This is a genomic window from Streptacidiphilus carbonis, assembly GCF_000787775.1.
GTDB classification, from domain to species: Bacteria; Actinomycetota; Actinomycetes; order Streptomycetales; family Streptomycetaceae; genus Streptacidiphilus; species Streptacidiphilus carbonis.
The window spans coordinates 36,539-62,349 of sequence record NZ_BBPM01000027.1; the positions used below are offsets into that span (position 1 = coordinate 36,539).

Below are 25,811 nucleotides of genomic sequence, written 5' to 3' on the forward strand. Positions count from 1 at the left end.
GAGGGGGAGGCCCGGAGGGGAAGCCGGGCGGGGGGAACGGCGGGGGATGACGGGGGGAACGGAAGGACCCGGCGCTCGGGGAAAGAGCCGGGTCCTTCCGTCCTGACCGACCAGCGGACTACCTGCTCCCGGATCCGGGCTCAGGCACGCACGACGAACACATGGGCGGCGATCTCCTTGTCCAGCTCGGCGGCCTCGCCGCCACTGCTGACCAGCACCCCGCCGGGCGCGTCGGTGACACTCACCACCGCCCCGGGCTGCACCCCGGCCCGGCGCAGCGTGTACATCAACTGCGCGTCGGTCTGGATCGGCTCGCCGATCCGCCGGATCACCACGCTCTTGCCCTCCGCGCCGGGCGCCAGCAGGTCCAGGGTGACCAGTGTCTCCGCGGCCGACTCGTCGGCCGGGACCTCGCCCAGCTCCTCCAGGCCCGGGATCGGGTTCCCGTACGGCGACTGGGTGGGGTGCCGCAGCAGTTCCAGCACCCGGCGCTCCACCGCCTCGCTCATCACATGCTCCCAGCGGCAGGCCTCCGCATGGACCTGCTCCCACTCCAGTCCGATGACGTCCACCAGCAGGCATTCGGCGATGCGGTGCTTGCGCATCACCCGCGTCGCCAGCTGCCGGCCGCCCTCGGTCAGCTCCAGATGGCGGTCGTCCGCGACCTCCAGCAGCCCGTCGCGCTCCATCCTCGCCACCGTCTGGCTCACGGTGGGGCCGCTCTGCTCCAGCCGCTCCGCGATCCGGGCGCGCATGGGGACGACGCCCTCCTCCTCGAGTTCGAAGATGGTGCGCAGGTACATCTCAGTCGTGTCGATCAGGTGACCGCTCATCGCCGCGGGCTCCGTTCCTCGTCGTCCAGCGTCGTCGCAGACCAATTCTGACTCATCGCGCCGACAATCCCGCTGTGCATCCGTTCGGGCTCTGTTGACAGGGCGCCGACGGAGGCGTCAACGTGCCAGCGGGTGCCTCCCGTCGAATCCCAGCGAAAGCGAGCACAGACCCGATGAGCGATCTGGCCGGGCAGTACTTCGACGCCGCCGTCTCCCTGCTGCAGCGGGTACGGGACGAGGAGGCCGCGGGGATCGAGCGGGCGGGGCAGGTGCTGGCCGACACGGTGCGGGACGGCGGCCGGATCTTCACCTTCGGCGCCGGCCACTCCTCGCTGGCCGCCCAGGACGTGGTCTACCGGGCCGGCGGCCTGGTGCTGATGAACCTGCTGGACGTGCCCGGGGTCACCGGGGTGAACGTGGTCCCCGCGCATCTGGGCAGTTCGCTGGAGCGGGTGGCCGGACTGGCCACGGCCACCCTGGACGCCGGCCCGGCGCGCCAGGGCGACCTGCTGTTCGTGATCTCGCTCTCCGGGCGCCAGGTGATGCCGGTGGAGCTGGCCGCGCACGCCCGCGAGCGCGGCCTCACTGTGATCGGAGTCACATCGCTGGCCTACCCGCAGGCGGTCTCCTCACGGCACCCCTCGGGCCGCTACCTCAAGGACGAGTGCGACCTGGTGCTGGACAACAAGATCGCGGTGGGTGACGGCGAGCTCACCGCCGAGGGCGCCGACACCACCTTCGGACCGGTCTCCAGCATCACCACCATCGCGCTGATGCAGGCCGTGGTGGCGGTCGCGGTGGGCAGGCTGGCAGCCCAGGGACTGACCCCGCCGCTGTTCCGCTCCGGCAACGTCGACGGCGGGATGGACTGGAACGCCAAGCTGATGGCGGAGCACCGGGACCGGATCTTCTACACCTTCTGATCCGACCTGCACCTTCCGACCGGCTACACCTTCTGACCGGTTACACCTTCTGACCGACCGCCGCCAGGTCCACCGCCGCGGCGACCCGGGCCGCGATGTCCTCGGCGTAGGCGGTGTCGGCCCGGTCGAAGCGCTGCCGGCCCGAGCCGCGCAGAAAGGTGAGCACACCGACGGTTCGGCCCCGGCTGCGCAGCGCCGTGCACAGCCCGTGCACGGTCCCCGCGGGCCAGCGCCGCAGCAGCGCCCAGTCGAGCACCGGCCCGGGGCCCTGGGCCGGAGTGGTGGGCACGGTGGGCGCGCCCGAGTCGGACACGATCACGGTCCCGGCCCGCTCCAGCGCCCGGACCGCCGGGTGCACCTCGCCGTACCGGGCCGGGATGCCGGTCGGCTCCAGCGCGGCGGCCTGGACCGGGGCGCCGACCGGGGAGACCGCGGCCCGCACCAGGTCGCCCCCGGGGGTGACGTCGGCCGGGCCGGACCGCCCGACGTCGCCGGGGTCGCCGGGGTCGGCACCGGCGTCCGCCGGGGCGAGCACGTCCAGCAGCGCGTAGTCGGCGAAGCCGGCCAGCACGAAGTCCAGGTAGCCGACGGCCCCCTCCATCGGGTCCTCGCACTCGGCGGCCGCCTGCCCGGCCCGGCGCAGCTGGGTGGCCCGGAACCGCAGCACCGTACCCTCCTGTTCGGACTGCTCGTGCAGGGTGATGTCCTCGAAGAACCAGGCCACCCCGAGCGGGACCGGCTCCTCCCCGAGCGGGGAGCCCAGCCGGACGAACTCGCTGCGCCAGCAGCGGCGCCGGGACGGGTCGGTGCGCAGCGCGGCCCACAGTTTGACGCCGCTCAGCGGCTTGCCGGTGGCCAGCACGTGCTGCAGGGCCGCCTCCAGCTCCTGGACGCCGTCGCCCAGCACCTCCCCCAGCGGGTGGCCCAGCAGCGCGTTGCGGTCGCAGTCCAGCCAGCGGGCGGCGGACTCGCCCACCGCGGCCGGGCGCAGATCGGCGTCGACCAGGACCACCCCGGTCGGCGCCTCGTCCATCAACGCCTCGGCGAGGGCGAGCGAGCGCTCCAGCTCGACCTGGGCGCCGGCCTCGGAGAAGGCGAAGTAGAGGCCGAGCTGCCGGCCGTCGGGGGCGGTGACCTGGTGCGCCTGGGCCCGGACCAGGACCCGTCGGCCGTCGCTGGTGAGCAGGGCGAACTCGTGCACCCGCGGGGTGCCGGCGGCCGCGCCGAGCAGCTGGCCGCGCACCGCGTCGGCGTCCCCGGGGCGCAGCGCCCATCCCTCCAGGCCGACCCGGCCGACGGCCTCCGCCGCGGTCCAGCCGAGCAGCCGGACCGCCTCGCGGTTCCAGTGCGTCAGCACGCCGTCACGGTCCATCGCGGCGAGGCCGACCTCCATGCCGTTCAGCAGGGCCGACAGCAGCCTGGCATCGGCGTCCAGCGACGGGGCCGCCTGGCCTCGGGCGGGAACGTTCATGATGAGAGGCACCTCCCCCACCGGGCTTCGATTGATCCCCTGGGCGATCCGTGGGCGAAACCATTCAACTCGCCTGTCCCGCGGTCTACACAGGTTTCCGCCAAATGTCCCCCGACCGGGAGGATTCGCGCTATTCGCGCGCGCGCGAGGGAGGTCGCACGGCGGCGGTGAACCGGCGCCGATAAATACCGTTGCCGCCGCCGCGGAAGCCTGCCTACAGTGTCGGCACACTGAAAGGAGGTGATCCGAAAGTATGAGTACTTCCGGGACTCGTGAGGTGGCTGCTTCCTAGCAGCCCTTACCCGCTGTGCGCGTAAGGGCGGCGGGGCAATCCAGAGCAGTCACCCGGCCCCTGGGCCCGCCGGCCGTCCTCCGGCGCCTGCTCCTCCCTCAGGGAGCCTCCTTCGGGAGGGCAGGAGCAAGCCCAGGGGCCGTCCCGTGCCCGTACACGGGCTTCAGCCCGTACATGGGCTTCAATGGCGGACATGGACAAGCACGCCCGACGCACCGCCCTGCTGGAGCTCCTCGGCCGGGCCGAGCGGCTCTCGGTGGAAGAGGCCGCAGAGCAGCTCGACGTCTCCGCCGCGACCATCCGGCGCGACTTCGACGAGCTGGACCAGCAGCAGCTGCTGGTCCGCACCCGGGGCGGGGCCAAGGTCAGCGGGATCACCTACGAGCTGCCGCTGCGCTACAAGGCGGCCAGCCACGCCGAGGAGAAGCTGCGGATCGCGGCCGCCGCGGCCGCGCTGGTGGAGCCGGGCTCCATGGTGGGCGTCAACGGCGGCACCACCACCACCGAGACCGTCCGGGCCATCGCGCTGCGGCTGGCGCCGCTGGCCCTGCCGGCCGACACCGAGGCGGTGACCCTGGTGACCAACGCGCTGAACATCGCGCACGAGCTGACCATCCGCCCGGAGGTGAAGGTGGTCCTCACCGGCGGCGTCGCCCGGGCCCGCTCCTACGAGCTGGTCGGACCGCTGGCGACCCCGGTGCTGGCCGAGCTGACGCTTGACCTGACCGTGCTGGGCGTCAACGGCATCGACGCCGAGGACGGCGCCAGCGCCCAGAACGAGGCCGAGGCCGGCATCAACAAGCTGCTGGTGGAGCGGGCCCGGCGAGTGGTCGTGGTCGCCGACAGCAGCAAGGTGGGGCGCCGCGCCTTCGCCCGGATCTGCGGCATCGACGCGGTGGACGTCCTGGTCACCGACTCCGGCGCGACCGACGAGCAGATCGAGCCGTTCCGCGCGGCAGGCGTCGAGGTGGTCCGGGCCTGACCGGACCGGTACCGGTCCTGATCACCGGTCAACTCACGTCCGACGGCCGGAAACTTCGGCGTATACGTGTGCTGTGCCCCGCCCCTGGGCACCGTCACACTGGCGAGGACGGTCGAGACAAGGGGGATGTCGATGGTCCACAAGGATCCACCTGGCCACCGGGAGCGCCAGCTGCTCCCCGAGCCCTTCTGGACGGCCGACCAGGCCTCACTGCAGGGCCAGGAGCGCTCCATCCGCTGGTACCGCGGCCAGATACTGATGCTGGTGCTGGCCGCGCTGGCCGGCATCGCCGACGTCCGGCACAACCAGCTGAACTGGTTCCAGGCCGTCTCCGCCGCCTTCTTCGCCGGGGCCGGCTACTTCTGGTGGCGGCTCGGCCGGGAGAAGCCGCAGTCGCTCTGGTACGAGGGCCGCGCCGCCGCCGAGTCGGTGAAGACGCTGGTCTGGAAGTACGTGGTGCGGGCCTGGCCGTTCGCCGGCGAGGGCGAGTCCGTGGACGCCGACAACGCCTACCTGGAGCAGATGAGCGAGGTCTTCGCCGCGTTCCAGAAGAGCCCGGTGATCCCGCCCGGCGCCAAGCCGATGATCACCGACGAGATGCACCGGCTCCGGCAGACCCCGCTGACCGTGCGCCGCGACCTCTACCTGCAGGAGCGGATCAGGGCCCAGCGCGTCTGGTACCTGTCCCGGGCCGAACGCTGCGAGAACGCCACCACCGCCTGGCAGTTGGTCTCCACCGGGACCATCATCCTGGCCGTGGTGGTCGCGCTGACCCAGTTCCTCGGCATCATCGACCTGCACCTGCTCGGGGTGTGCACCACCATCGCCGCCGCGGTCACCGCCTGGATCCAGCTCAAGCAGTTCCGTCCGCTGGCCGCCGCCTACCGACTGGCCGCCAGCGAACTCGACCTCATCGAAGCCCAGTTGAGCCGTCTCGACCTCACCGCCCAGCATGCCGAGGCGGTCTGGGCCCGGCTCTCAAGCGACGCCGAGGACGCGGTCTCCCGGGAGCACACCATCTGGCGGGCCAGGCGCGACCGACGGGTCTGAGACACGCGCCCGACGGGTCCGATGCAACCGTTCGCGTTCTGTACGACAGCGGGTCCACTGGGCAGACTGAGGTAGAGCCTAGGGGGACATGGATGCCGAATCAGGACCCACCGCGCAATCGTGAGGCGGAACTGCTTCCGGACCCGTTCTGGGCCGCCGACCTGGCCTCGCTCCGCGGCCAGGACTTCGCCCTGTACTGGTACCGCTGGCAGTTGGGGCTGACCATCCTGGCCGCACTGTTCGGCACCCTGCCGGCCCACCGGGTCGGCGGGGTCAATATCGCGCCGGTGGCCTCGCTGCTGCTGCTCGCCGCCGCCGGGGCCACCGCCTGGCTGCTGCACCGCAGGGCGCCCCAGGAGCAGTGGTACGAGGGCCGTTCGACCGCCGAGTCGGTCAAGGCGCTGACCTGGAAGTACGTGGTACGGGCCCAGCCCTTCGAGGGCGAGGGCCGGGACGCTGAGGCGGACAAGCGGTTCAACGACCTGGTCGGCCGGCTCCCCTACTCCGCCCAGGACGGTCCCGCCCCCGGGGCCGGGACCCAGGTGAACGCGGAGATGCAGGCGGCCCGCGCCGGCACCCTCCGGGAGCGCCGCAACCTCTATGTGAACGAGCGGCTCAGGGCCCAGAAGGTCTGGTACGACTCGCGGGCCAACGAGTGCGACCAGAAGGTGCAGCTGTGGGGCGTGGGCCTGGCGGTGGTGTTCAGTGCCGGACTGCTGATCGCGGCCCTGGAGGCGACCACCTTCACCTCGCTGCACGCCCTCGGCGTCATCCCGGCCTGCGCCGCCGCCGCGACCGCCTGGATCCAGCTCCGGCAGTACCGCCCGCTGGCCGCCTCCTACCGGCTGGCAGCCAAGGAGTTGGACCGCATCGCGGCCGGCCTGAGCCATCTGCGGCCCGAGGCGCCGGGCGCCGAGACGGAGTGGTCCCATCTGGCCAGGGAGGCCGAGGACGCCATCTCCCGCGAGCACATCGTCTGGCGCGCCCGCAGCCAGCACCGGGTCTGAAGGCCGCGGCGCAGGGCCGACCCCGGACACCACCCACCCAACCCCACCCCACCCGACCCAGTCCGACCCCGTACCACCCCCACCCCGTCCGCCCCGGGCCGTGACCCGAACGAGGGAGAGAAGTTGGCGTCGCTAGCAGTCGAACTGTCCAACGGCCGGCGGCTTGCCGTCGAGACCGCGGGCGACCCCCGCGGCAAGCCGGTCTTCCTGCTGCACGGAACCCCCGGCAGCAGGCTGGGCCAGGCGCCGCGCAGCCCGGTGCTGTCCTGGCTCGGCATCCGCCTGATCACCTTCGACCGCCCCGGCTACGGCGACTCGGACCGCCTCGCCGGCCGCCGGGTCGCCGACGCGGCCACCGATGTAGCCGCCGTGGCCAATGAGTTGGGGATCAAGACGTTCGCCGTGGTGGGCCGGTCCGGCGGCGCCCCGCACGCGATGGCCTGCGCCGCGCTGCTCCCCGAGCGGGTGACCAGGACCGCCGCGCTGATCAGCCTGGCCCCCCGCGGCGCCCCCGGCCTGGACTGGTACGCCGGCATGGCCTCCAGCAACCGGCAGGCCTACGCCAGCGCGCAGAGCGGCGGCACCCGGCTGGCCTCCGCACTGCGCGCCCGCTCCCGCGACATCAGGGCGGACCCGTCCATCCTGATCGCCGAGCTGAACAGCGAGATGCCCGAGTCCGACCGGCGGGTGGTCGCGGACCGGGGTGTGCGCTCCATGCTGCGCACCAACTTCGCCGAGGCCATGCGCAGCCACGACGCCGGCGGCTGGATCGACGACGTGGTCGCGCTGAACCAGCACTGGGGCTTCGACCCCGCCGACATCCCCGGCCCGGTCCTGCTCTGGCACGGCGAGGACGACGTCTTCACCCCGGTCGAGCACTCCCGCTGGCTGGCCGACCGGATCCCCGACTCGGAGCTGCGGGTCGAACCCGCCACCGCCCACTTCGGCGTGCTGAGGATCCTGCCGTCGGTGCTGAAATGGGGTGCGGGACACCATCTCTGACGTCCCGCCACTCCTTCGCCACCCCCGTCCGCCCCTGCGCCGGCTGCCCGGCCGACTACACCGGCTGCAGCTCCAGGTCCCGGCCGTTGCGCTTCCAGCCCCTGACATTGCGGGTCGCCGGGTGCTCCTCGCCCACCTGGCGGATCAACTCGTCGACCACCCTGCTGCGCAGCTCCACGGCCTCGGTGCGCCGCCCGGAGTCCCGCAGCGTGACGGCCAGGTTGCCCTCGCACACCACCACGTCGGGGTGCTGCGGGCCGTAGCGCTCGACCAGGCCGCGCAGCGCCGTACGGCCCAGGTCCTCGGCACGGTCCAGGTTCCCGCTGTCGCCGTAGCAGTTGGCGAGGTTCACCATCACCGAAAGGGTGAACGGGTGCTCAGGGCCGAGCACCCGCTGCATCGAGGCCAGGGTGGTCTCGCACAGCGCCGTCGCCTCGGTGAGCTGCCCGCTGTCCCGCAGGTATATGCCCACGTTGTTGGCGCAGGCCAGGGTGTAGGGGTGGTCGTTGCCCAGCGACTGCCGGTAGCCCTGGAGCACCTCGGCGGCGAAGTCCCTGGCCGCCTCCTTGTCCCCGGCCGCCGAGTAGTCGGCGGCCAGGTTGAGCGCGCAGGCCAGGGTGTCCGGGGCGTCGGCGCCGTAGCGCTCCAGATAGCGGTCGTAGGTGTCCTTGGTGAGCTGCCTGGCCTCGCCCTGGCGGCCGACCCTGCGCAGCGCCACCGCATAGCTCTTGGCGTAGCGCAGCTTGGGCAGGTCGGTGACCGGGACCTCGCGGTAGGCCTCCTGGAACTCCTCCAGCAGCTGCACCGAGCCCTCGTAGTCGCCGAGGGCCCGCAGGTCCTCGGCCAGCGCCGCCTTGCTGGCCAGGGTGTCCTGGTGGATCGAGCCCAGCACCGCGTCGCGCTTGTCGAAGGTCTCCTGGTCGAGCTGGCGGGCGGCCTCGTAGTCGCCGGTGAAGCGGTAGTCCAGGGCGAGGTTGTTGGCCGTCAGCAGGGTGCGGTTGCTCAGTTCGCCGTAGGTGTCCCTCAGCTTGCTGTAGGTCTCCAGGTCCAGTTCCATGGCCGCCTTGAAGCGGCCCAGCGCGCGCAGGTCGCCGGCCAGGCTTCCGGCCGTCATCAGCGAGTGCAGGTGGTCCGGGCCGAGCAGGGTGCGCTGCCGCTCCAGGGTGCTCTGGTCCAGCTCCAGGGCCTCCTCGAACCGGCCCTGCGAGCGGACCACGTTGGCCAGCTGGAACCGCAGCAGCAGGGTCTGCCGGTCGTTCGGGCCCAGCTTGGCGGTCCAGGCGTCCTCCAGGCGGTGGCCGAGCTCCTGGGCGGCCTCCAGTTCGCCGCGCTTCCACAGGTAGCGGACCCGGTCGATGAGCAGCTGGCGGACCTCGGACTCGTCGCAGTCCTGGGCCTCCGAGGGGCCCAGGTGCGGCCAGATCCTTTCGAAGTCCGGCCAGCTCGCCCAGTCGTCGACGTCCAGGGCGCCGGGGCGGGCGCCGGCCAGGATCTGGTGCACCTCGTGCTTGGCCGCCTCCTGCTGGTCGCGCGACATCTCGGAGCGGATCACCGCCTGCACCATCCGGTGCACCTGGAAGGTCCGGCTGTTGGAGTCGACCTTGGCCAGCCCGTACCGGGTGATCGCCTGGACCACCTTGCCGAGCATCACGCTCTCCTGCAGCTCCGGGTCGAGGGACACCAGCGAGCGCAGCATCTGGTCGTTGTAGATCAGGCCGATCGCGATCGGGTCGGCCGAGAAGTACGCGCACAGCTGCAGCAGCCGGTTGGCGGCCGGGGACCGTTCGCGCAGCCTGGCTATCGAGACGTTCCAGGTCGCGCTGAACCGCCGGGGGTAGTCCGGGATCTCCTGCTGGGTGGTGGTCAGCGCCTTGACCGCCTCGTCCTGGAGCTCGGCGATGTAGGAGCTGACCGGCGTTCCGGTGGTCTCCAGCCAGGCCGCGGCGATCTCCACGGCCAGCGGCAGGTCGCCGACTGCGTCGGCGACCCGGTCGGCGTCGGACCGGGACAGCCCGGTGTTGCGCCGGCGCAGGTGCTCCACGCTCTCCTGGCGGGTGAAGACGTCCACCGGCAGCGGTTCGGCCTGGCCGGTCCAGGCCTGGTTGCGGGAGGTGATCAGGACGTGGCCGGGGCCGCCCGGCAGAAATCTGGCGATCTCCGAGGGGCGGTCGGCGTTGTCGAAGATCAGCAGCCAGCGGTCGACCCTGGTGCCCTGCCGCAGCGCCTCCCTGGCCGCCTCGGCCGCCTCGGCGACGTTGTCGCCGGGACGCAGGTCCAGCTTTCCGGCCAGCTCCGCCAGCGACAGCATCACCTGGTCGGACTGCTCCGCGTCGACCCACCAGACCAGGTCGTAGTCGGCCATGAAGCGGTGCGCGTACTCCAGCGCCACCTGGGTCTTGCCGACGCCGCCGAGGCCGTACAGCGTGGTCGGGGTGGGCAGCACCACGGCCGGGTTGCCGCCGCGCAGCTGGTCCCGCAGGCTCTCCAGGATCGCCGACCGGCCGGTGAAGGCCGGGTTGCGCGGCTTGACGTTCCAGATCGCCGGACGGGTGCCGGGGAACCGGGGTCCCTCGGCGCCCAGCAGCTTGTGCACGTCCTGCTCGCCGCGCCGCAGCGCGCGCAGCAGCACCGAGGCGGCCTGGGCCTCGTCCAGGCGCAGCACGTCCACCTGGTTGCGGTTGTTGAACGGCGCGGTGAGCCGGACGTCGCCGACCCGGACCGGGATCAGCTCGCGGCGGACCCCGGCCGGGTCGGCGTCGGTCACCGAGTTCCACACCGCATGGGCCTGCGGCGAGCGCACATACGCCGGGGACAGCACCACCAGGGTGCGGGCCGCCGCGTCCATGCCCCGCTCGGCCTCGGCCCTGGGGTCGGCGCCGACCTCCCTGGGCAGCACCCGCAGCCCGGCCCGGGTCAGCAGCGCCTCGATCCAGTCCGCCCACATCCGGTCCTCGGGCGCGTAGGAGAGGAAGATGTCCTCCCTTATCGCCGGGCGGCGCCGGGTGAAGGAGTCGGCGTAGCGCAGCCGGACGTCCTCCGGCATCGCCGGCAGGCCCACCACCCGGTCCCGGGTCAGCGCGGCGGTCAGCCGCTCGCAGGCGGAGAGCATCGAGGTCGGCGAGCCCGGCTGGTCGCCGAAACCGGCCAGGATCTCCTCATAGGCGTAGAAGGGCCGGTAGGGGATCTCCACCGCACCCCAGTACTGGGCCAGCTGGGCCTCGTTCATGTCCTCGGGCAGGCCGCCGAAGCGCTGCCGGGCCAGCGCGCGGCCGGCGTCCGCCTTGACCTTCTCGAAGTCGTCCACCCGCATCGGCACCGGCAGGATCCGGATGCCCTTGGTGCGGTAGCGCTCGTTGACGGTGCGGGCGATGGCGGAGGCGCCCTCGATGCTCTGGTCGCTGAGGGTGAAGCAGACAACCAGGTCGTCGGGCATCTCCACGGTACATATATCCGCTATGTCGGAGAGCCCGGTCCGGCTGTCGATCAGGACGTAGTCGTAGTGGGCGCGCATGTCGGAACGCATCGCGTCAAAGAACTGACTGCCGTTCAACTCGGCATAGAAATGGTCCCAGTTGATGGCGGCGACGGTCGCCGCGTAGTCGCTGCGCACCTGGCCGGCCGACAGCAGGTCGAGCCGGCCGCCCTCCTGGAACATGGACCAGTTCAAGGACAGGGCGTGCCGCCGGACCTTGGCGAACTCCCGGTGCCAGCCCTCCTCGTGGGGCTGCTCCCGGAGCGCCTCGTCCCGGTAGTCCATGATCAGGTCGATCACTCCCGTGGTGGCAGCGAGATCGTCCTGATCCAGGAAGGGGCGGAAGAAGTGCGCCAGGCCCGGCGCCTCCAGGTCCCAGTCCACGGTCAGCACCCGATGCCCGTTGGCAGCCAGGATCCAGGCGGTGTTGGCTAGGGCCATGGTGCGCCCGGTCCCGCCCTTGTAGGAGTAGAAGGTGATGATGCGGCCGTTCCGATCCTCCACCTGGTACTCGCTGGTCATGGGTTCCCTCCGCCGAAGTATCTGCTGTCAGAAGCGCGTTGCGTCGGTGCAGAAGCCTGGGGCCGGTCGTCGGCCCGGGTCAGTCGTCGTCGCCCTCGTCGGGGTCCGGCTCCAGTTCCACCTGATCCGGCGGGAGCCCCGGATCGGGCCCCCCGCGCAGGGTCGGGCGGCCCGAGCCGCCGGCGTAGCCGCCCGACGGCGGCACGGGTCTGCTGCGTTCGGTGAAGCCGAAGATCGCCCGCTGGGTGGCCTTGGGCAGCTCGGCTTCGAAGGAGTCCAGCGTCGGCAGCCCGTCGAACCCGCCGCGCAGGCTGGGCCTGATGTCCCGGCGCCGGTGCCAGAGGGCCTCCTCGGCGGCGCTCTGCAGGCTCTCGTCCACCGCCTGGCACTCCGGGTCGTCCGGGTTCCACGGCTCCATCAGGCTGATCCAGGCCGGGTTGCACTGGTCGAAGGCCTTGACCAGCTCCCGGCGGGCCGGGTCCAGCAGCGCGAACCGGTCCAGCAGCAGCAGCCCGGGGGCGGACGGCTTCTCCGCGTTGAGCACCGCGTCCGCCTCCTCCTCGAACTCGTGGATGCTGGGATGGAACCCCAACTGCCGGGCCACCCGGTCCGCGTGCTGCGCCAGCGGACGGCTGGACTCCGGACGGTAGGGCTGCCAGTCCAGCGGGCTCTGCCCGTACGCCGCCGGCGAGCGCCCCTCGGGCAGCCGGGTGGCGTCGCAGGCGAGCACAGCTATCCGGAGCTGGCGGGCGGGGGTGGGCTTCTCGAAGGCGCTGGGCCTGGCCAGGAAGTCCTCCTCCGGGCCCACCGGGATCATCGTCTGCTCGGCCATCTGCACGATGCGCTGGGCCAGCCGGTGCACCGCCAGCTGGTAGGCGTCGCGGAAGTAGTTGAGCTTCAGCAGCGCGTACAGGCCCTCGCGCACATAGTCCTGGCCGAACTCGCTGTGGTTGAACTGCAGTCTGCTCGCCACCTGCGGCAGCAGGCTCTGCTGGCCGGGCACCCACAGCACCGGGACGATGCCGGTGGCCGAGCCCGGGGTCCCCGGTATCCGGTAGACCGGGCGCGAGGAGAATGCCTGCCACTCCTGGCCGCAGGCGACGCTGTGGAAGTAGCGCGGCGAGTACAGCGGGACAAAGACCCGGCAGTGCGCCAGCGCCTCACCGATGCGTTCGGACCACCCCTCGCCGAGGTGCATGCCCCGGTCCATGAAGCCGGGCGGCTCGCCCTCCGGGAGGTCCGTCAGTTCCATGACGGCCGCGCACAGGTCCTTGAAGAGGCGGTGCACCCAGTGGTTGGGATCCCCGTCCACCTGGCTGCTGACCGGGGTGTGCGCATAGCTGAGAAAGAAGAAGGGACGGGGCGCATCCTCGCCCCACCCGCCGCGAACACTCAATGGGCACCCCCGTACCGGCTGCTGGACAGAGCCCCGTCCCGGGGCCCTCGCGTTCGGCAGGGGAGTCAGTCATCCTGCGACATCAACACCCTACTTTCGGTGATCGTCAATCATACGACAGCATAGGCGAATTGATTGTGCCTCATGCATGCCTCGGTCAGGAATACGGCGTCGGGCCCGCAGTCAGGCAGGCCAGGGCGGCATCCACGGCCGGGACGATCGGCAGCAGCCAGGAACCGGCGTGGCCGAACAGTCCCTCGGCGAAGGGCACCGTCCGCCGGACCGAAGCGCCCAGCCGCGGAAAGTGGTGGTCACTCAGATCCACCCCGTCGAAATGGATCCAGGCACGCTCACCGGCGTCGTCCAGCACCACGCAGTCGTAGCCCCGCATCGGCGGCGCGGGCACCCGGCTGTCCGCCAGATGGTAGGGCGTGCAGAGCCAGTCGGGGATGCCCACCAGGAGCGACTGGGCGTCGGCCTGGTAGAGCCGGTCCAGCGGCGAGCCGTCGCCGAGGTGGCTCTCCAGCGGATGCGGCCCGGTGATCCAGGCGGCGTCGGGGCCGAGTGCGGCGAAGGAGGTCTGCGGATGGCTGCTGCGCAGCGCACCCGGGGTGGTCCTGACCGTCTCGGCGATCCGGCCCATCGTGGGCGAGCTGGGGGTCCGCAGCCGGTCGAAGGCCGGCATCCGGTCCCGGTAGTCGGCCAGTTCCGCCGGCCCGAGCCCGGCCGTGGCCGTCCGGTGCAGCGGGGAGGAGAGCGAGTTCTCCGGGGTGGCCGTGTAGACCACCAGGGTGCCGGTACTGCCCAGCGCCCGCCGCAGTGCCCGCACCACGGTGTCGGCCCCGCCGACGACCGGGCCGACGCTGCGCAGCGAGGACTGCACCAGCAGCACCCCGCCGGGCCGGACCCCCAGCGCACGCAGGTCCGCCAGCAGATCCGCCTCGGTGTGCTTCTCCCTCGGACCGGCCCCGGCCCGCCCGGCTCCACCCGGCCCGGGCCCGCTCAGGTCCGCTCCGCTCAGGCCGGCCCTGCTCAGCCCCGCTCCGCTCAGCCCTGCGCCTGGTTCGCCAGCCACTGCGCCTTGGTCTCCTCCATAGAGCGCCGGGCCGCGACCACGGCTCCGGTACCGACCGGTTCGTCCAGCCAGGGTGCCACGGTCGCGCGCATTCCGGCAGTGAAGCGCTCACCCAGCGGGGTGAGCGAACCGGATTCGGCCAGAGTCTCCACCGCATCCGCCGTATGCTGTCGCCAGCGCACGAACTCCATCTCCACCTGGTTGAGTTGGGCCTGGATCCGTTGGCCCTGTCCCGGCTCGGCACGGAGCTCGCGCAGCCGGGCCCGCCAGTACTCGCTGACGGCTAGATGCGCGTAGGTGCCCTGGAGCAGCCCTTCCAGCGGCCTCGGGTCCGCCCGCCAGGGGGCGAAGTAGAGCCGGGAGTCGGCCGGATCGAACAGATCGTGCAGATCCAGCACCGCGCCCAGCTTCACATGCTGGAACTCGTGGACGATCAGCAGCGCCAGCGTGTCCGCGGCGGCCGGGCGGGCGATGCCCACCGTGCCGAACGCATTGCGCGCGGCCGCGCTGACGTCCTGGCCGGGCGGGGCCGACTGCAGCGGTGTGATGGTGGACAGGCCGGCCGCCACACCCCCGGCGTAGCGCGGCAGAGCCCGGTTGACGAAGCGCCAGGCCCCGGTGAGCCCGGTCTCCCAGGCCGCCAGCTCGGCGTCGCCGAGCCGCTCGGCGACCGGCCACTGGTGGCTGTCACGCTGCGGGTCGGTGTCCTCCAGGGCCACGGTCCAGTCGGCACCGGCGGCGATCCGGCGTACGGGCTGCCAGCGCCGGTCGCCCCGCTCCCAACTGACCCGGGTGACCGCTCCGTCCAGGGTGGCGGTGAACCCGTCCGCAGTGCCGCTGACCGTCGCCGTGCCCTGGCCGTCCAGCAGCAGCCGCCCCAGCCCGGGCAGGCGCAGCACGCCGCCCTGCCGGACCGGCACCCGGACCGTCTCGTCCGCACCGGCGCGCAGGGCCGCGACGGCGGCGATCTCGGCCATCCCGCCGAGGTCGGCGCCCTGGTCGCCGTCCAGGCAGCGCATCGCCCAGGCCCTGGTGTAGGGATGGGCCAGCGTGGCGTCGAGGGTTTCCGGGGCCTCGGTGTCCAGCGTGGTCAGCAGGTCCCAGACCGGCTTGGCGTCGTAGCGGTCGGCGGCCCGGTCCCACACCGTCGCCAGCAGCTCGCGGCCGATCTCCAACTGCTCGGCGGCCAGCACCGTGACCGTGCCGGCGTCGCCGTAGCCGGACGCCAACTGGTCGAGCTGGTCCTCGGACAGCAGTTCTGGCTCCGCCTGGAAGTCGGTGGTCATGCGTTCGTGCTCCGCCACATCACTGATGAAGGTCAACAGGTCCCGGCAGAAGACCGAGGGGTTGTCGAAGCCGCTGCCGCCGCTGCCGGTCTCATAGCGGTGCGCGTACAGGCCGCCACCACAGGACTGCACCACCGGGCAGGTGCGGCACTCCTCACACAGCCCCTTTAGGCCGTGCTGACGGTCGATCATGCCCGGGTGTCGCGCCGCGGTGTCGAAGTCGTGGTCGAAGACGTTGAAACCGGTCGCCGGCGCCCCGTCGTAGGCCGTCTTCAGCGAGTCGGCCTGCTCCAAGGTCCCGTCCGTCTCGACGACCACCAGGTCCGCGGGTTCCAGCCCCAGGTTCTCGGTGAGGCTGCTGAGCCCGTGCAGGGTCCGCAGTACCGAGTCGAAGGTCCGCACCGGCACCGGGCGGCCCTGGGCCTCCCAACGCCGGTACACGGCGCCGAGCCAGTCCGCGTACGGAGTGCTCTCCGGCCCGTCGGGGCGCAGCGGCGGCTCGTCCCAAGTGGAGTGCGGCAGTAGGAAGTCCAGCCGCGGCGGCTCCAGCGCCAGCAACGCGTCATAGACGGCGACCGGGTCGTTGCGCACATCGATCGTGCACAGCAGTCCGGCGAAGAGCCTGCGGTACTCGGGCTGCCGCAGCAGGTCGATCGCCCTGAGCACCTTGGCGTAGCTGCTGCGTCCGTCGGCATAGCGACGGTGCAGGTCGTTCGCGGCCTTGTCCCCGTCGAGGCTGATTCCGACCTTGATGTCGTATTCGGCGAACAGATCGAGAAATCGCCGGTCCAGCAATACTCCATTGGTGTGAATGCGCAGGTCAAGCGCACAGACACCGGCTAATTCGCGTCGCAGCTCCTCCGCCGCGAGCCGAATCAGATGCACCCCCGCAAGCAGTGGCTCCCCACCGTGCAGCACGACATGAACGGTATCCAGGCTGTGCGCCCTGGCGTGCTCGGCGATTCGCTTCGCGGTTCGGGGCAGCACATCACCCGAGGCGGCTTTTGGCCGCCCCTTCCATTGGGTGTCAGCGTGTTCGTAAATGTAGCAATGGTCGCAAGCAAGATCACAACGACTGTGCAACTTCACAACGAACTGACGAAAAGGCACCAAGACTGCGTCCATGTGCGTGAGGACCGATGGGGAGCCCGCTGTGATCAGACGCTGGAACCGAAAGCTGCGACCTCGATGCTCTTTCGGCCGGTCTCCTTCAGCACTCGGCCGAGCATGGTGCCGGCCGACTGGCCCTCACGCATGGCGTCATCGGCCAGTCGGGCCAGAGGGCGTCGCCCGGCTTCGACACCACGGTCGACAGCCGACTTCTTGATCGTTCCTGCGGACGTGTTCATGGGGGCCCAATCGCGGGTAGTGGGGAATACGGAAGACTAGGCAGCCTTCATGCGCGATGTTAATGCAGCCAGAGCCTGTCCGTATTCACATGTCGCTCCGGATAGTCCGGAGTTTCTGCGCGCGCTGGGCGAACCTGGGTAGTGAAACGGGACCATCCTAGTGCCGCCGCAGCGGTCGCCGGGGGGTTTCGGACACAGTCGCAGCGGTACTTTTCCGCCCCTGGAGCGCCCCGGAAGACCCCCGCCTGGAGAAACAACCCAGGCGGCACCACGAACCCGCAGATCAGAGCCACCGACTGATTCACCCGAGTGGGTGATCACCCTTTCCGCGCCTCGAACACAGGTCCCTCACACTTGGCCGGAAAAGCAGCCCCCACCTCCCCTCTCAGCCACAACCACGTCACTTCGACGGCCCCGCCGATCGCCCCTTCCTTCACGACGGGGCCGGCGGCTGGAGCGACTACACCTCGGCCTCAGCACGCGCTGGGGCCTCGACCCCGTCGACACAGGCTTTCGGTCCTCCCCCGCGGCGCTGAGCCGGCCAGCCGCCGCCCCGGATCAGAGCGGCGGAATCTCCAGCGGGCGCCCGACTCTTTGCCAGCGTCCGCAGGCCAGGGTCAGCGGGTGCTCGGGACCCAGCTGTGCCACCAGTTCCTCCACTGCCTGGGAATGCAGTTCCTCCGCCTGAGACTCCTGACCCGACTCCCGGAGTGCCACAGACACATTGGCCGCGCAGATCACGGCGTCAGGGTGTTTTGCGCCATAGCGGGCAGAGAGTCCGCTCAGCACGGCCCGACCCAGCTCGGCCGCACTCAGTGCATCACCGGCCACGCCGTACGAGTTGGCCAGATTGAGCCTCGCTGACAGGGTGAAGGGGTGGTCCGACCCGAGTCTCTGCTCCAGGGACGCCGCAGCACGCTCGCCCAACTGGATCGCCTCTCCCACCTGCCCGCTGTCGCGCTGGTAGATGGTGATGTTCACCTCGCAGACAAACACGAACGGATGGTCGGCTCCTACCCGCTCGCGATAACCGTCGCGGACCTCGACCGCGAAGTCCCTGGCGCGCTCGCTCTCGCCTGCGGCCGAGTAGTCGGCGGCCAGGTTCAGCGCGCAGGACAGAGTGTCCGGGGCGTGCTCCCCATAGATCCTCCGCAAGCGTTCATAGGTGGCGGCGCTGATGTTCCTGGCCTCCTCCGGACGGCCGAGTTGACGTAGCGTCACCGCCAGGCTCGCGGCGTATCGCAGCGACGGCAGATCCATCACGGGTACCGAGCCGTACTGCTCCCGGAACTCCTCAAGCTGAGTCAGCGAGCCCTGATAGTCGCCGAGCGCACGCAGATCCTCGGCGAGGGCTGCCTTGCCGGTGAGCGTGAACGGGTGTCCGGGCCCCAGGCAGGCGATCTTCCGCTCCAGCGTCTCCTGGTCAAGGTCTCTGGCTCTCTGGTAGTCCCCGATGCAGCGGTAGTCGATGGCCAGATTGTTGAGCGTGAACAGTGTCTGTGCTTCGTCCTGGAGACCGCTCATCGTGCCGACCAATGCTCGGTCGAGTTCGAGGGCCTCCCCGAAGCGCCCCAGGGCACGCAGATCCGCTGCCAGAGCCCGGGTACTGATGAGGGAATCCAGATCGTTCGGACCAAGGAGTTCCTGCTGTTTCGCCAGTGTGTCCCGGTCGAGCCGCCAGCACTCCTGGATGCGGCCCTCGCTGCGCAGGACGTTGGCCAACTGGCTGCGCAGGTAGAGCGCTAGGCGATCCTCCGATGCGTACTTGCGCAGCCATGTCATCTGCAACTCCCGGGCCAGACTTTCGCCGGCCTCCAGTTCCCCGCGCATCCACAGGTACCGGACGCGGTCAAGCAAGAGCTTTCGGGTACCGTCCGCGTCGCAGTCGACCGCGCCGGAGGAAGCCAGATGGGGCCAGATCCTCTCGAATGCGGGCCAGAACTCCGGGTCGCCGACATCGTCCACCGGGGGCCGTGCCGCCACGAGAATGTCGTGTACCACATGCTTGGTCGCCGTCCGATCCTCCGGGGAGAGGCTGGAGCGGAGCAGCGCCCGCACCGTCCGGCGTAGTCGGATACTGCTGTCCGGGCCCACCTCGGCGAGTCTGTAGCGTCCGATCGATTCGATCGCGGCCCTGACCAGCGCCTGCCCTCGCAGTACGGGTCCGGAGAGCTCCAGAGCCTCGACCATTCGATCGCTTTGCAGCAGTTCCCCGGGGATCTCGTGGGGCGCGAAGTACGCCGCGATCTCCAGCAGCCGCCCCACACTCGGAGACTGTTCCTTGAGTCGCCTGAGCAAGATGTCCCAGCCACCGCCGAGCGCCCTCGGGCGGTCAGGGTTCACCGGAACTGTGGGGTCGTCCTGCGCGGTAGTCGTGAGTTGGGCCACATAGGTATCCACCGGCGTTCCGGTAGTGCCGAGCCAATCTGCGGCGGTACCGACGGCGAGGGGCAGATCCCCGACGGCCTCGGCGAGCCGATTCGCATCCTCCCAGCTGAGACTGCTCACCTGGCGGCGAAGATGCTCGATGCTCTCCTCGCGGATGAACACGTCCACTTCTTGCGGCTTCCCCTTGTAGAACCAGAACTCGCTCCGCGAAGTGACCAGAATGTGTCCGGTGCGGGCCGGGAAATAGCGTGCGACCTCCGGGTCGTCGGCATTGTCGAAGATCAGCAGCCATCGGTCGACCGGCCGGCCGGCGTTCAGGGCGTAACAGGCGGCCCTTGCCGCATCGGCGACGCTCTCACCCGCGGACAGGCCGAGCCGAGCGGCCAGCTCGCCCAGCGAGGCGGCAACGCGGTCAGGGTGTTCGGCATCGATCCACCAGACCAGGTCGTAGTAGGACATGAATCGATATGCGTACTCCAGCGCGACCTGGGTCTTGCCAACTCCGCTGAGACCGAAGAGCACCTGCGGCTGCAGTGCCAGGACCGCCCCGCGGTCGAACCCCGCGCGCAGTCGTTGGAGCAAGTCCGCACGCCCGGTGAAGATGCGGTTCCGGTTCGCCAGGTTCCAGATCTCCGGCTGAGTACCGGGAAAGCGTGGGTCGGCGCCGTCGGGAGCCTCCTCCTGGCCCGCAGCCCCGCCCACTGCCTCCAGTACCACCTCGATTGCCTCCGCCTCGCCGACCCGGGAGATGTTGGCCTCGGTACGGTTGTTGAACGGCGCCGGTGAAGTCAGTTCAGCAATGGCGATCGGGATAAGGCGACGGCCTTTCCCCTGCGGGTCGCGTCTGGTCACCGAATCCCACAGGGCACGCGCCCCAGGTGAACGCACATAGGAGGCGGAGAGGACCGCGACGGTCCGGAAAACCCGCGATCCGGACGGCTCACCACCCTGCCACGGGTCAGGTTCCGTCGAGACATCGGCGGTCCACACCTGATGTCCGGCCTTGCGCAGCACATACGCGATCCACTCGGCCCAGGCAGTGTCCTCGGCGGCGTGCGAGACAAGGATACCGCCGGCGGGTGACAGCGGATCAGGAAGCCAGCGGTGAAAAGCCTCGGCGTAGTCGAGGCGAACGTCACTGCCGAGCGGTGCAAGAGCTGTGACCCGCCCCTCGGTGAGTTCGGCAGTCAACCGTTCGAAGGCCGCGAGCAGGGTGGCGGGCAGACCGGGCTCGTCGCCGAAGGCGGCCAGTATTTCCTCGAAAGCGTAGTAGGGCTGGTAGGGGATCTCGATCGAGTTCCAGTATCGGGTCAGCGACTCTGCGCTGCGCCCGCGGGGCAAGCTCCCGAACTTGGCCCGGGCGTAGTTCTTCCCTGCGCTGACCTTCTCTCGCTCGCCCTTGTCGACTCGCATCGGCACCGGAAGTATCCGGATCTGGCGGTCGCTGTACTGATCAGCTATCAGATTGGCGACTCGGGAGGCGCCTTCGATGCTCTGGTTGGTGAGGGTGAAACAGACCACCAGATCGTCAGGCATGTCCACCGTGCAGATCTCGGCGCTGTCAGAGAGTCCGGTTCTGCTGTCGATCAGCACGTAGTCGTAGGACCGCCGCATATCGGCTCGCAGCGCCTGGAAGAAGTCGCCTCCGCCCAGGTCCTCGTAGAACGACACCCAGTCGATCCCGCCCAGCGTTGCGGAGTAGTTGCTGCTGGTCCGTCCGGCGGAGAGGAAGTCCAGACTCCCCCCGTCGGCGAATCGATCCCAGGAGATCGGCACCGCACGCGGTCGAACTCTGGACAGGTGGGCGGTCCAGGCGGGTGTGCGCTCCCCGCCCCGCAGAGCTTCCTTCCGGTAGTCGGTGATCAGATCGATGACACCGGTGGACAGCGCCAGCTCGTTCTGTTCGAGGAAGGGCTGGAAGAACAGATCCAGCCCCGGCGCTTCCAGGTCCCAGTCGACCGCAAGGACCCGATAGCCGTTGGAGGCGAGGATCCAGGCGACATTGGCGACCGCCATGGTTCGGCCTGTACCACCTTTGTACGAGTAGAAGGTGACGATGCGTCCGTCCCGGTCAGCGGTACCGGGATGCTCGCTCATGTCGTCCCCTCCACCCGGGAGTCAGCTGGGGGAGAGCCTGCGTGGGACGGATCGGGGATCGGCGGGACCGGCACTGCCACAGAAGGTGCGGGAGCGGCCCACTGCTTCGATCGGACCGCGCTCAGGTTGGGCTTCGACGACGCCGCCCGATCCTGCGCGAGCACGCCGAGCGGAACTGTGGGGGATGTCGGGCGACGCTGCGACTGGTAGGCGTGCCAGGCACGGATGGCTGCCCTGGGGACCATCTCGGAGAAGGTTTCGATGGTGGGCAGTTGCAGTTGGACGTCGTCGAAGGACGGCTTGCTCGCACCCCGTCGGCGTGACGCAAAGGTCTCCGCCTCCAGGTCCCGGAGCAACTGCTCGCCCTGCTCGCGCTGCGGATCGTTCCTGCACCACGGCCGCAGCATGCTCACCCAGCCGGGGTTTACTCGATCGAACTTGCGGGCCAGGTCGCGTTTTATCGGATTCAGCAGCGACCAACGGTCGAAGAGCATCAGTTCGGGAGCGACCGGGCCTGATCCGCTCAGAACCGTGTCGGCCTCATCATCGAAGACGTGGATGCTGGCCTGGAAGTCCAGTTCCCCGGCGATCCTGGCCGCATGCTCCGCCAGCGACAAACCGTCGTCAGGACCGGGATCATAGGGCTGCCACTCCGACGGAGTCTCTCCGTAGCAACTGCTGGACCGTTCCGGCGGCGCGCTCCGACGGTCGCCGGCCAGCACGGAAATTCGCAGTCGAGGGCTGGCATCGGTGGTTTCAAAGGCACTTGGCAGTGCGGAGTACGCACCATGGTGGTGATCGACGACAACCTTGGTCTCGGCAGCCACTGCGACGATCTCCCGGGCGATCCGGTTCAGCGCATAGTCGTAGGCGTCCTGCAGATAGCCGAACCGTGCCAGCGAGTACATCCCCTCCTGGGCATAGGCCGGGCCGAACTCCACATGCTTGTACTGGAGTCCGGTCGCACACTTGGGCAGACTGCCTGAGTCCTGCGGAACCCACAGCACCGGTACGACGGCACTGGTCCGACGCCCGTCCGGCCGGCTGGAGAACACCTGGCGGCGGCTGAACGCTTGCCACTCCTGCCCGCAGTTGACGCTGCGGAAATACCGGGGCGAGTACAGGGGGACGAAGACCCTGCAGTATGCGAGCGCCTGGGAGAGTTCCGCTGTCCACTGCACTCCCGGACGAAGGTGCCTGTCCATGAAGCCCACGCCTGACGGGACGGCTACCGCAATGTCGTTCAACTCAGTGATCAGCGCGCAGAGATCCGCGAAGAACTTGTGCACCAGATGGTCTGGATGGGGCCTCGGGCGACTGCCGTCGCCACCCATCGGCACCGGTAGGGGATCATGTGCATGTGCGTAGCTCAGGAATATGTAGGGCCGCTCGTTGGAGCTTCCCCCGCGAACGGTCACCCGTACCTCCCGCTCCACCGGTCCCATGCAGCCGACACCTCGGCCATCGATGGTAGAAGCCATTGGAACTGGAGTGTCGTCGCCCGTCAACCATGCGACTGACAAGCAGTGTTGTACGTCTCATCGGGGTGGGGTAGCTCGCGCCGACGTCAGATGCAGGAGGTGAAGCTCGCGCATTCGAGTCGCGGGGTCCCGATTGCTCTCAGCACTCGAACAACTGAGCCACCCCGACCGCTAGTGTGCCCTGCAAGCTGGGACAGAGCCACACGTTGTGGAGAGACCTTCGGCTTATCCCGAACCTCGACCGATGCGGGGATCTCCTGAAGAGGGATCATGTGAGCAGACTCCTTGGTTGCTTGAGCCGGCATGACGTGGCTGCCTCAAAAAGGCGATCTTGAATACCTCCAGCGGCTCTGGCGTCGCGCGAACTCGCGTCGCCCAAAAGGGGCCTACGGTCCCCACGCAACCTTAGGCGCGCCTGCTTCGGCCCGCATGCCCACCAGGGTGCGGCTGAGACTCAGTCGATGACTCCGCCACCAGGCTTCATCGCCACACCGGGCGGCCAGGTTTGACGTATCATCAGCCTGACACCACACGTCACGTGTCACGTACACATGCGGCGACCTGTTGCCCCAACACCGCACGGGCGCCTGTCCATCGAGGCCGACTGACGTCACACCGGCCGGCCGGAATCCCCTTCCTCTCCCCGGGGGAGTCTTATGTCTGCGTACTGTGGACCTCGGCATTTCTCGATCACCAGGCACATCAATCCCGGACGCGGCGGCGGCCGCACGCTCGCGGTGAGCGAGTGGGGGAAGCGCGACGGGTTTCCCGTGTTCGTGCTGCACGGGACGCCCGGCAGTCGGGTCGGTGTGGCGCCCAGGCCGACGCTGCTGTATCAGCTCGGCATCCGGCTGATCGGTTACGACCGGCCCGGGTACGGGCAGTCCGGGCGCAGCGAGGGGCGCGCGGTGGGCGACGCGGCGCGGGATGTGGAGGCCATCGCGGACCGGCTGGGGCTGGACAGCTTCGCCGTCGTCGGGCGCTCCGGCGGCGGTCCGCACGCGCTGGCCTGCGCGGCCCTGCTGCCCGAGCGGGTGACCAGGGCGGCCGCCATGGTCAGCCTTGCTCCGCAGGTGGGGCCGCTGAGCATGGGGGCGAGCTGGACCGAGGGCATGGGCCCGGGAAATATCGACGCCTTCGCCCGAGCGGCCGAGGGCGCCGAGAGCATCACCGAGGAGGTGACGGCGCGCTCCTCCAGCATCCGCGCCGATCCCGACATCCTGATCCGGCAGTTGGCCGAGGGGCCGCACGCCGACCAGCGGGTGATCGCGGACGCCGGCATCCGCCAGGTCCTCCGGAGGAACTACCAGGAGGCGTTCCTCAGCTCCGGCGACGGCTGGATCGACGATCTCATCGCCTTCAGCCGCGACTGGGGCTTCTCGGTGTCGGACATCACCGTGCCGGTCCTGCTCTGGCACGGCCGGGACGACGTCTTCTCCCCGGCGCAGCACTCCGCCTGGCTGGCCCGGCACATCCGCGGCACCGACCTGCGGCTGGAGTACGGGAAGGCGCACCTCGACGCCATGTCGGTGCTGCCCGACCTGCTGCCCTGGCTCAGGCAGCGCGGAACCACCGGGCAGCGCAGGTCCACCAGGCAGCCCGGGACCGCGCCGTTCCGGCTACGCCGTCTGCCGTAATCCGTTCCGCCGCGCCGGGGTGAGCCGGGCCGTGGCCGCGACGGGGACGATCGTGGGGAGTTCAGCCGCCCGGGGGACGCGGCTCCCCGGGCCCCGGCGCGAGAATGGCCGAAGTCAACGAGACAAGGGCCGAGCAGCCTACTGCCCACCCGGCCCTGCCTCGCCCATACTGGGCCACGGGCCGGACGACGGCCGGGGGGCGATTGTGCGACGGACACAGCACCAGCATCCGTATCTCACGTACCATCAGAACCAGGCCGCACCGGTGCCCCTGTGGCATCCGGCCCGGGGGAGGCGAGACCGCGCCAGGACACTTCCGAATGACACAGACGCACCCCCGATCACTCGTACGTGTGACAGTCGGAGGGGCAGATTCGTGTCTGCGGGGCCAAGGTCGACACTGTCGGCGAGGATGGACGCGCTCATACGCCGGAAGCACATCCCGCACGATGCCGGTCGGGAGGTCCGCGGCTGATGTCGGGGAATTCGGCAGGAACGCGAGTGGCGGCTCCCCCCGGCACACAGCAGCGGGGACGCCCGGTACGACCGGAGCCCTGGAGCCGTACCGTGACGTCCTACCTGGTCAAGAACGAGAAGAAGAACGGGCTGCTGCTCACCGTCAGCGAGTGGGGAAAACGCGACGGCACCCCGGTCTTCCTGCTCCACGGCACCCCCGGCAGCCGCCTCGGCGTGGTGCCCCGCCCCAGCGTGCTCTACCAGTTGGGGATCCGTCTGATCGCCTACGACCGACCCGGCTACGGCGACACCGAACGCGTTGTCGGGCGGACCATCGCCTCGGCGGCGGACGACGTCAAGGCGATCGCAGACGAGCTGGGCATCCGCGAGTTCGCCGTGGTCGGCCGCTCCGGCGGCGCCCCGCACGCGCTGGCCTGCGCCGCCCTCCTGCCCCAACGGGTGACCAGGGTCGCGGCCCTGGTCAGCGTGGCCCCCAAGGTCGGGCCCGACGGCATGGGGCCGCGGTGGACCGAGGGGATGACCCAGGGGAACGTCGACGTGTACGCCCACGCGGCACTGGGCATCGACGCCCTGGCCACCGGTCTGAACATCCGTTCCGAGAGCATCCGCGCCGATCCGGACACGATGTTCTCCCAGCTGCGCGACGAGGTGCACGCCTCCGACCTGGAGGTCATCTCCGACGCCGGCATCCGCGGCATGCTGCGGACCAACTACCACGAGGCCCTCAGGGACACCGGGAACGGCTGGATCGACGACGCCATGGCCTTCATCGCGGACTGGGGCTTCCGGCTCGACGAGATCAAGGTCCCGGTGCTGCTCTGGCACGGCGAGGACGACGTCTTCTCACCCGTGGAGCACTCCGTCTGGCTCAAGCAGCACATCCCCGGCGCCGAACTCCGGCTGGAGCCGGGGAAGGCCCACTTCAACGCCATGACGGTGCTGCCCGACCTGCTGCCCTGGCTCAGACAGCCGCGCCCCGCCGAGCCGACGCTCCCGGCCGGTCCGACGCTGCCCGTCGAGCCGACCCATTCCGCCGAGCCCACGCACCCCGCCGTACCGACGCACCCCCCC

The 25,811-nt window shown here is 70.1% G+C and carries 16 protein-coding genes; 7 read left to right on the top strand and 9 right to left on the bottom strand.

What is annotated here, in order from left to right:
- Positions 1-140: 140 nt before the first annotated feature.
- On the bottom strand, positions 141-833 hold the full coding sequence (locus TR46_RS21455; protein WP_042403735.1) for an iron-dependent transcriptional repressor DtxR: 693 nt from the start codon (positions 831-833) through the stop codon (positions 141-143).
- A gap of 173 nt (positions 834-1,006) precedes the next feature.
- Between TR46_RS21455 and TR46_RS21460 the strand changes: the two genes are divergently transcribed.
- Positions 1,007-1,756 (top strand): sugar isomerase domain-containing protein, encoded by a 750-nt coding sequence (locus TR46_RS21460; protein WP_042403737.1) that lies wholly within the window; start codon positions 1,007-1,009, stop codon positions 1,754-1,756.
- 40 nt (positions 1,757-1,796) lie between these two features.
- Here TR46_RS21460 and TR46_RS21465 read toward each other — a convergent pair whose 3' ends face one another.
- Positions 1,797-3,227 carry a PAS domain-containing protein gene (locus tag TR46_RS21465; protein WP_042403739.1) on the bottom strand — a complete coding sequence of 477 codons (1,431 nt, stop codon included), beginning with the start codon at positions 3,225-3,227 and terminating at the stop codon, positions 1,797-1,799.
- A 485-nt stretch (positions 3,228-3,712) separates the two neighbouring features.
- Here TR46_RS21465 and TR46_RS21470 point away from each other — a divergent pair, with 485 nt between their 5' ends.
- From TR46_RS21470 to TR46_RS21485, 4 genes are all read left to right on the top strand, one after another.
- Positions 3,713-4,501, top strand: a complete 789-nt coding sequence (locus TR46_RS21470) for a DeoR/GlpR family DNA-binding transcription regulator (RefSeq protein WP_042403741.1) — start codon at positions 3,713-3,715, stop codon at positions 4,499-4,501.
- A gap of 132 nt (positions 4,502-4,633) precedes the next feature.
- The gene (locus TR46_RS21475; protein WP_161790175.1) at positions 4,634-5,551 is read left to right on the top strand and encodes a DUF4231 domain-containing protein; all 918 of its coding nucleotides are present in this window, start codon (positions 4,634-4,636) and stop codon (positions 5,549-5,551) included.
- Between the two features lie 92 nt (positions 5,552-5,643).
- Complete coding sequence (locus TR46_RS21480) at positions 5,644-6,558, top strand: DUF4231 domain-containing protein (RefSeq protein WP_042403747.1); 915 nt, start codon at positions 5,644-5,646, stop codon at positions 6,556-6,558.
- 123 nt (positions 6,559-6,681) lie between these two features.
- Positions 6,682-7,560, top strand: coding sequence for an alpha/beta fold hydrolase (locus TR46_RS21485; protein ID WP_042403749.1), 879 nt, complete (start codon positions 6,682-6,684; stop codon positions 7,558-7,560).
- Positions 7,561-7,615: 55 nt separating this feature from the next.
- Here the strand turns inward: TR46_RS21485 and fxsT (TR46_RS21490) are convergent, their stop codons facing one another.
- From fxsT (TR46_RS21490) to TR46_RS21520, 7 genes are all read right to left on the bottom strand, one after another.
- Complete coding sequence (gene fxsT, locus TR46_RS21490; RefSeq protein ID WP_042403751.1) at positions 7,616-11,554, bottom strand: FxSxx-COOH system tetratricopeptide repeat protein; 3,939 nt, start codon at positions 11,552-11,554, stop codon at positions 7,616-7,618.
- 79 nt (positions 11,555-11,633) lie between these two features.
- Entirely contained in the window at positions 11,634-12,950 is a 1,317-nt protein-coding gene (locus tag TR46_RS21495) for a TIR-like protein FxsC (protein WP_063770643.1), read from the bottom strand.
- Positions 12,951-13,107: 157 nt separating this feature from the next.
- Positions 13,108-14,025, bottom strand: coding sequence for an AAC(3) family N-acetyltransferase (locus TR46_RS21500; protein WP_236655423.1), 918 nt, complete (start codon positions 14,023-14,025; stop codon positions 13,108-13,110).
- Positions 13,998-16,436, bottom strand: coding sequence for an FxsB family cyclophane-forming radical SAM/SPASM peptide maturase (locus TR46_RS21505; protein WP_042403753.1), 2,439 nt, complete (start codon positions 16,434-16,436; stop codon positions 13,998-14,000). The genes TR46_RS21500 and TR46_RS21505 overlap by 28 nt, the downstream gene beginning before the upstream one ends.
- A 32-nt stretch (positions 16,437-16,468) precedes the next feature.
- The gene (locus TR46_RS21510; protein WP_042403755.1) at positions 16,469-16,660 is read right to left on the bottom strand and encodes a hypothetical protein; all 192 of its coding nucleotides are present in this window, start codon (positions 16,658-16,660) and stop codon (positions 16,469-16,471) included.
- 558 nt (positions 16,661-17,218) lie between these two features.
- Positions 17,219-21,145, bottom strand: a complete 3,927-nt coding sequence (gene fxsT / locus TR46_RS21515) for an FxSxx-COOH system tetratricopeptide repeat protein (RefSeq protein WP_084718804.1) — start codon at positions 21,143-21,145, stop codon at positions 17,219-17,221.
- Positions 21,142-22,626, bottom strand: a complete 1,485-nt coding sequence (locus tag TR46_RS21520; RefSeq protein WP_084718805.1) for a TIR-like protein FxsC — start codon at positions 22,624-22,626, stop codon at positions 21,142-21,144. Before TR46_RS21520 ends, fxsT (TR46_RS21515) begins: the two co-directional genes overlap by 4 nt.
- A gap of 737 nt (positions 22,627-23,363) precedes the next feature.
- Here TR46_RS21520 and TR46_RS21525 point away from each other — a divergent pair.
- Together TR46_RS21525 and TR46_RS21530 are read left to right on the top strand one after the other, a co-directional pair.
- Positions 23,364-24,263 carry an alpha/beta fold hydrolase gene (locus tag TR46_RS21525; protein WP_236655424.1) on the top strand — a complete coding sequence of 300 codons (900 nt, stop codon included), beginning with the start codon at positions 23,364-23,366 and terminating at the stop codon, positions 24,261-24,263.
- Positions 24,264-24,830: 567 nt separating this feature from the next.
- On the top strand, positions 24,831-25,811 hold a 981-nt coding region (locus tag TR46_RS21530), incomplete at its 3' end, for an alpha/beta fold hydrolase (RefSeq protein ID WP_063770645.1).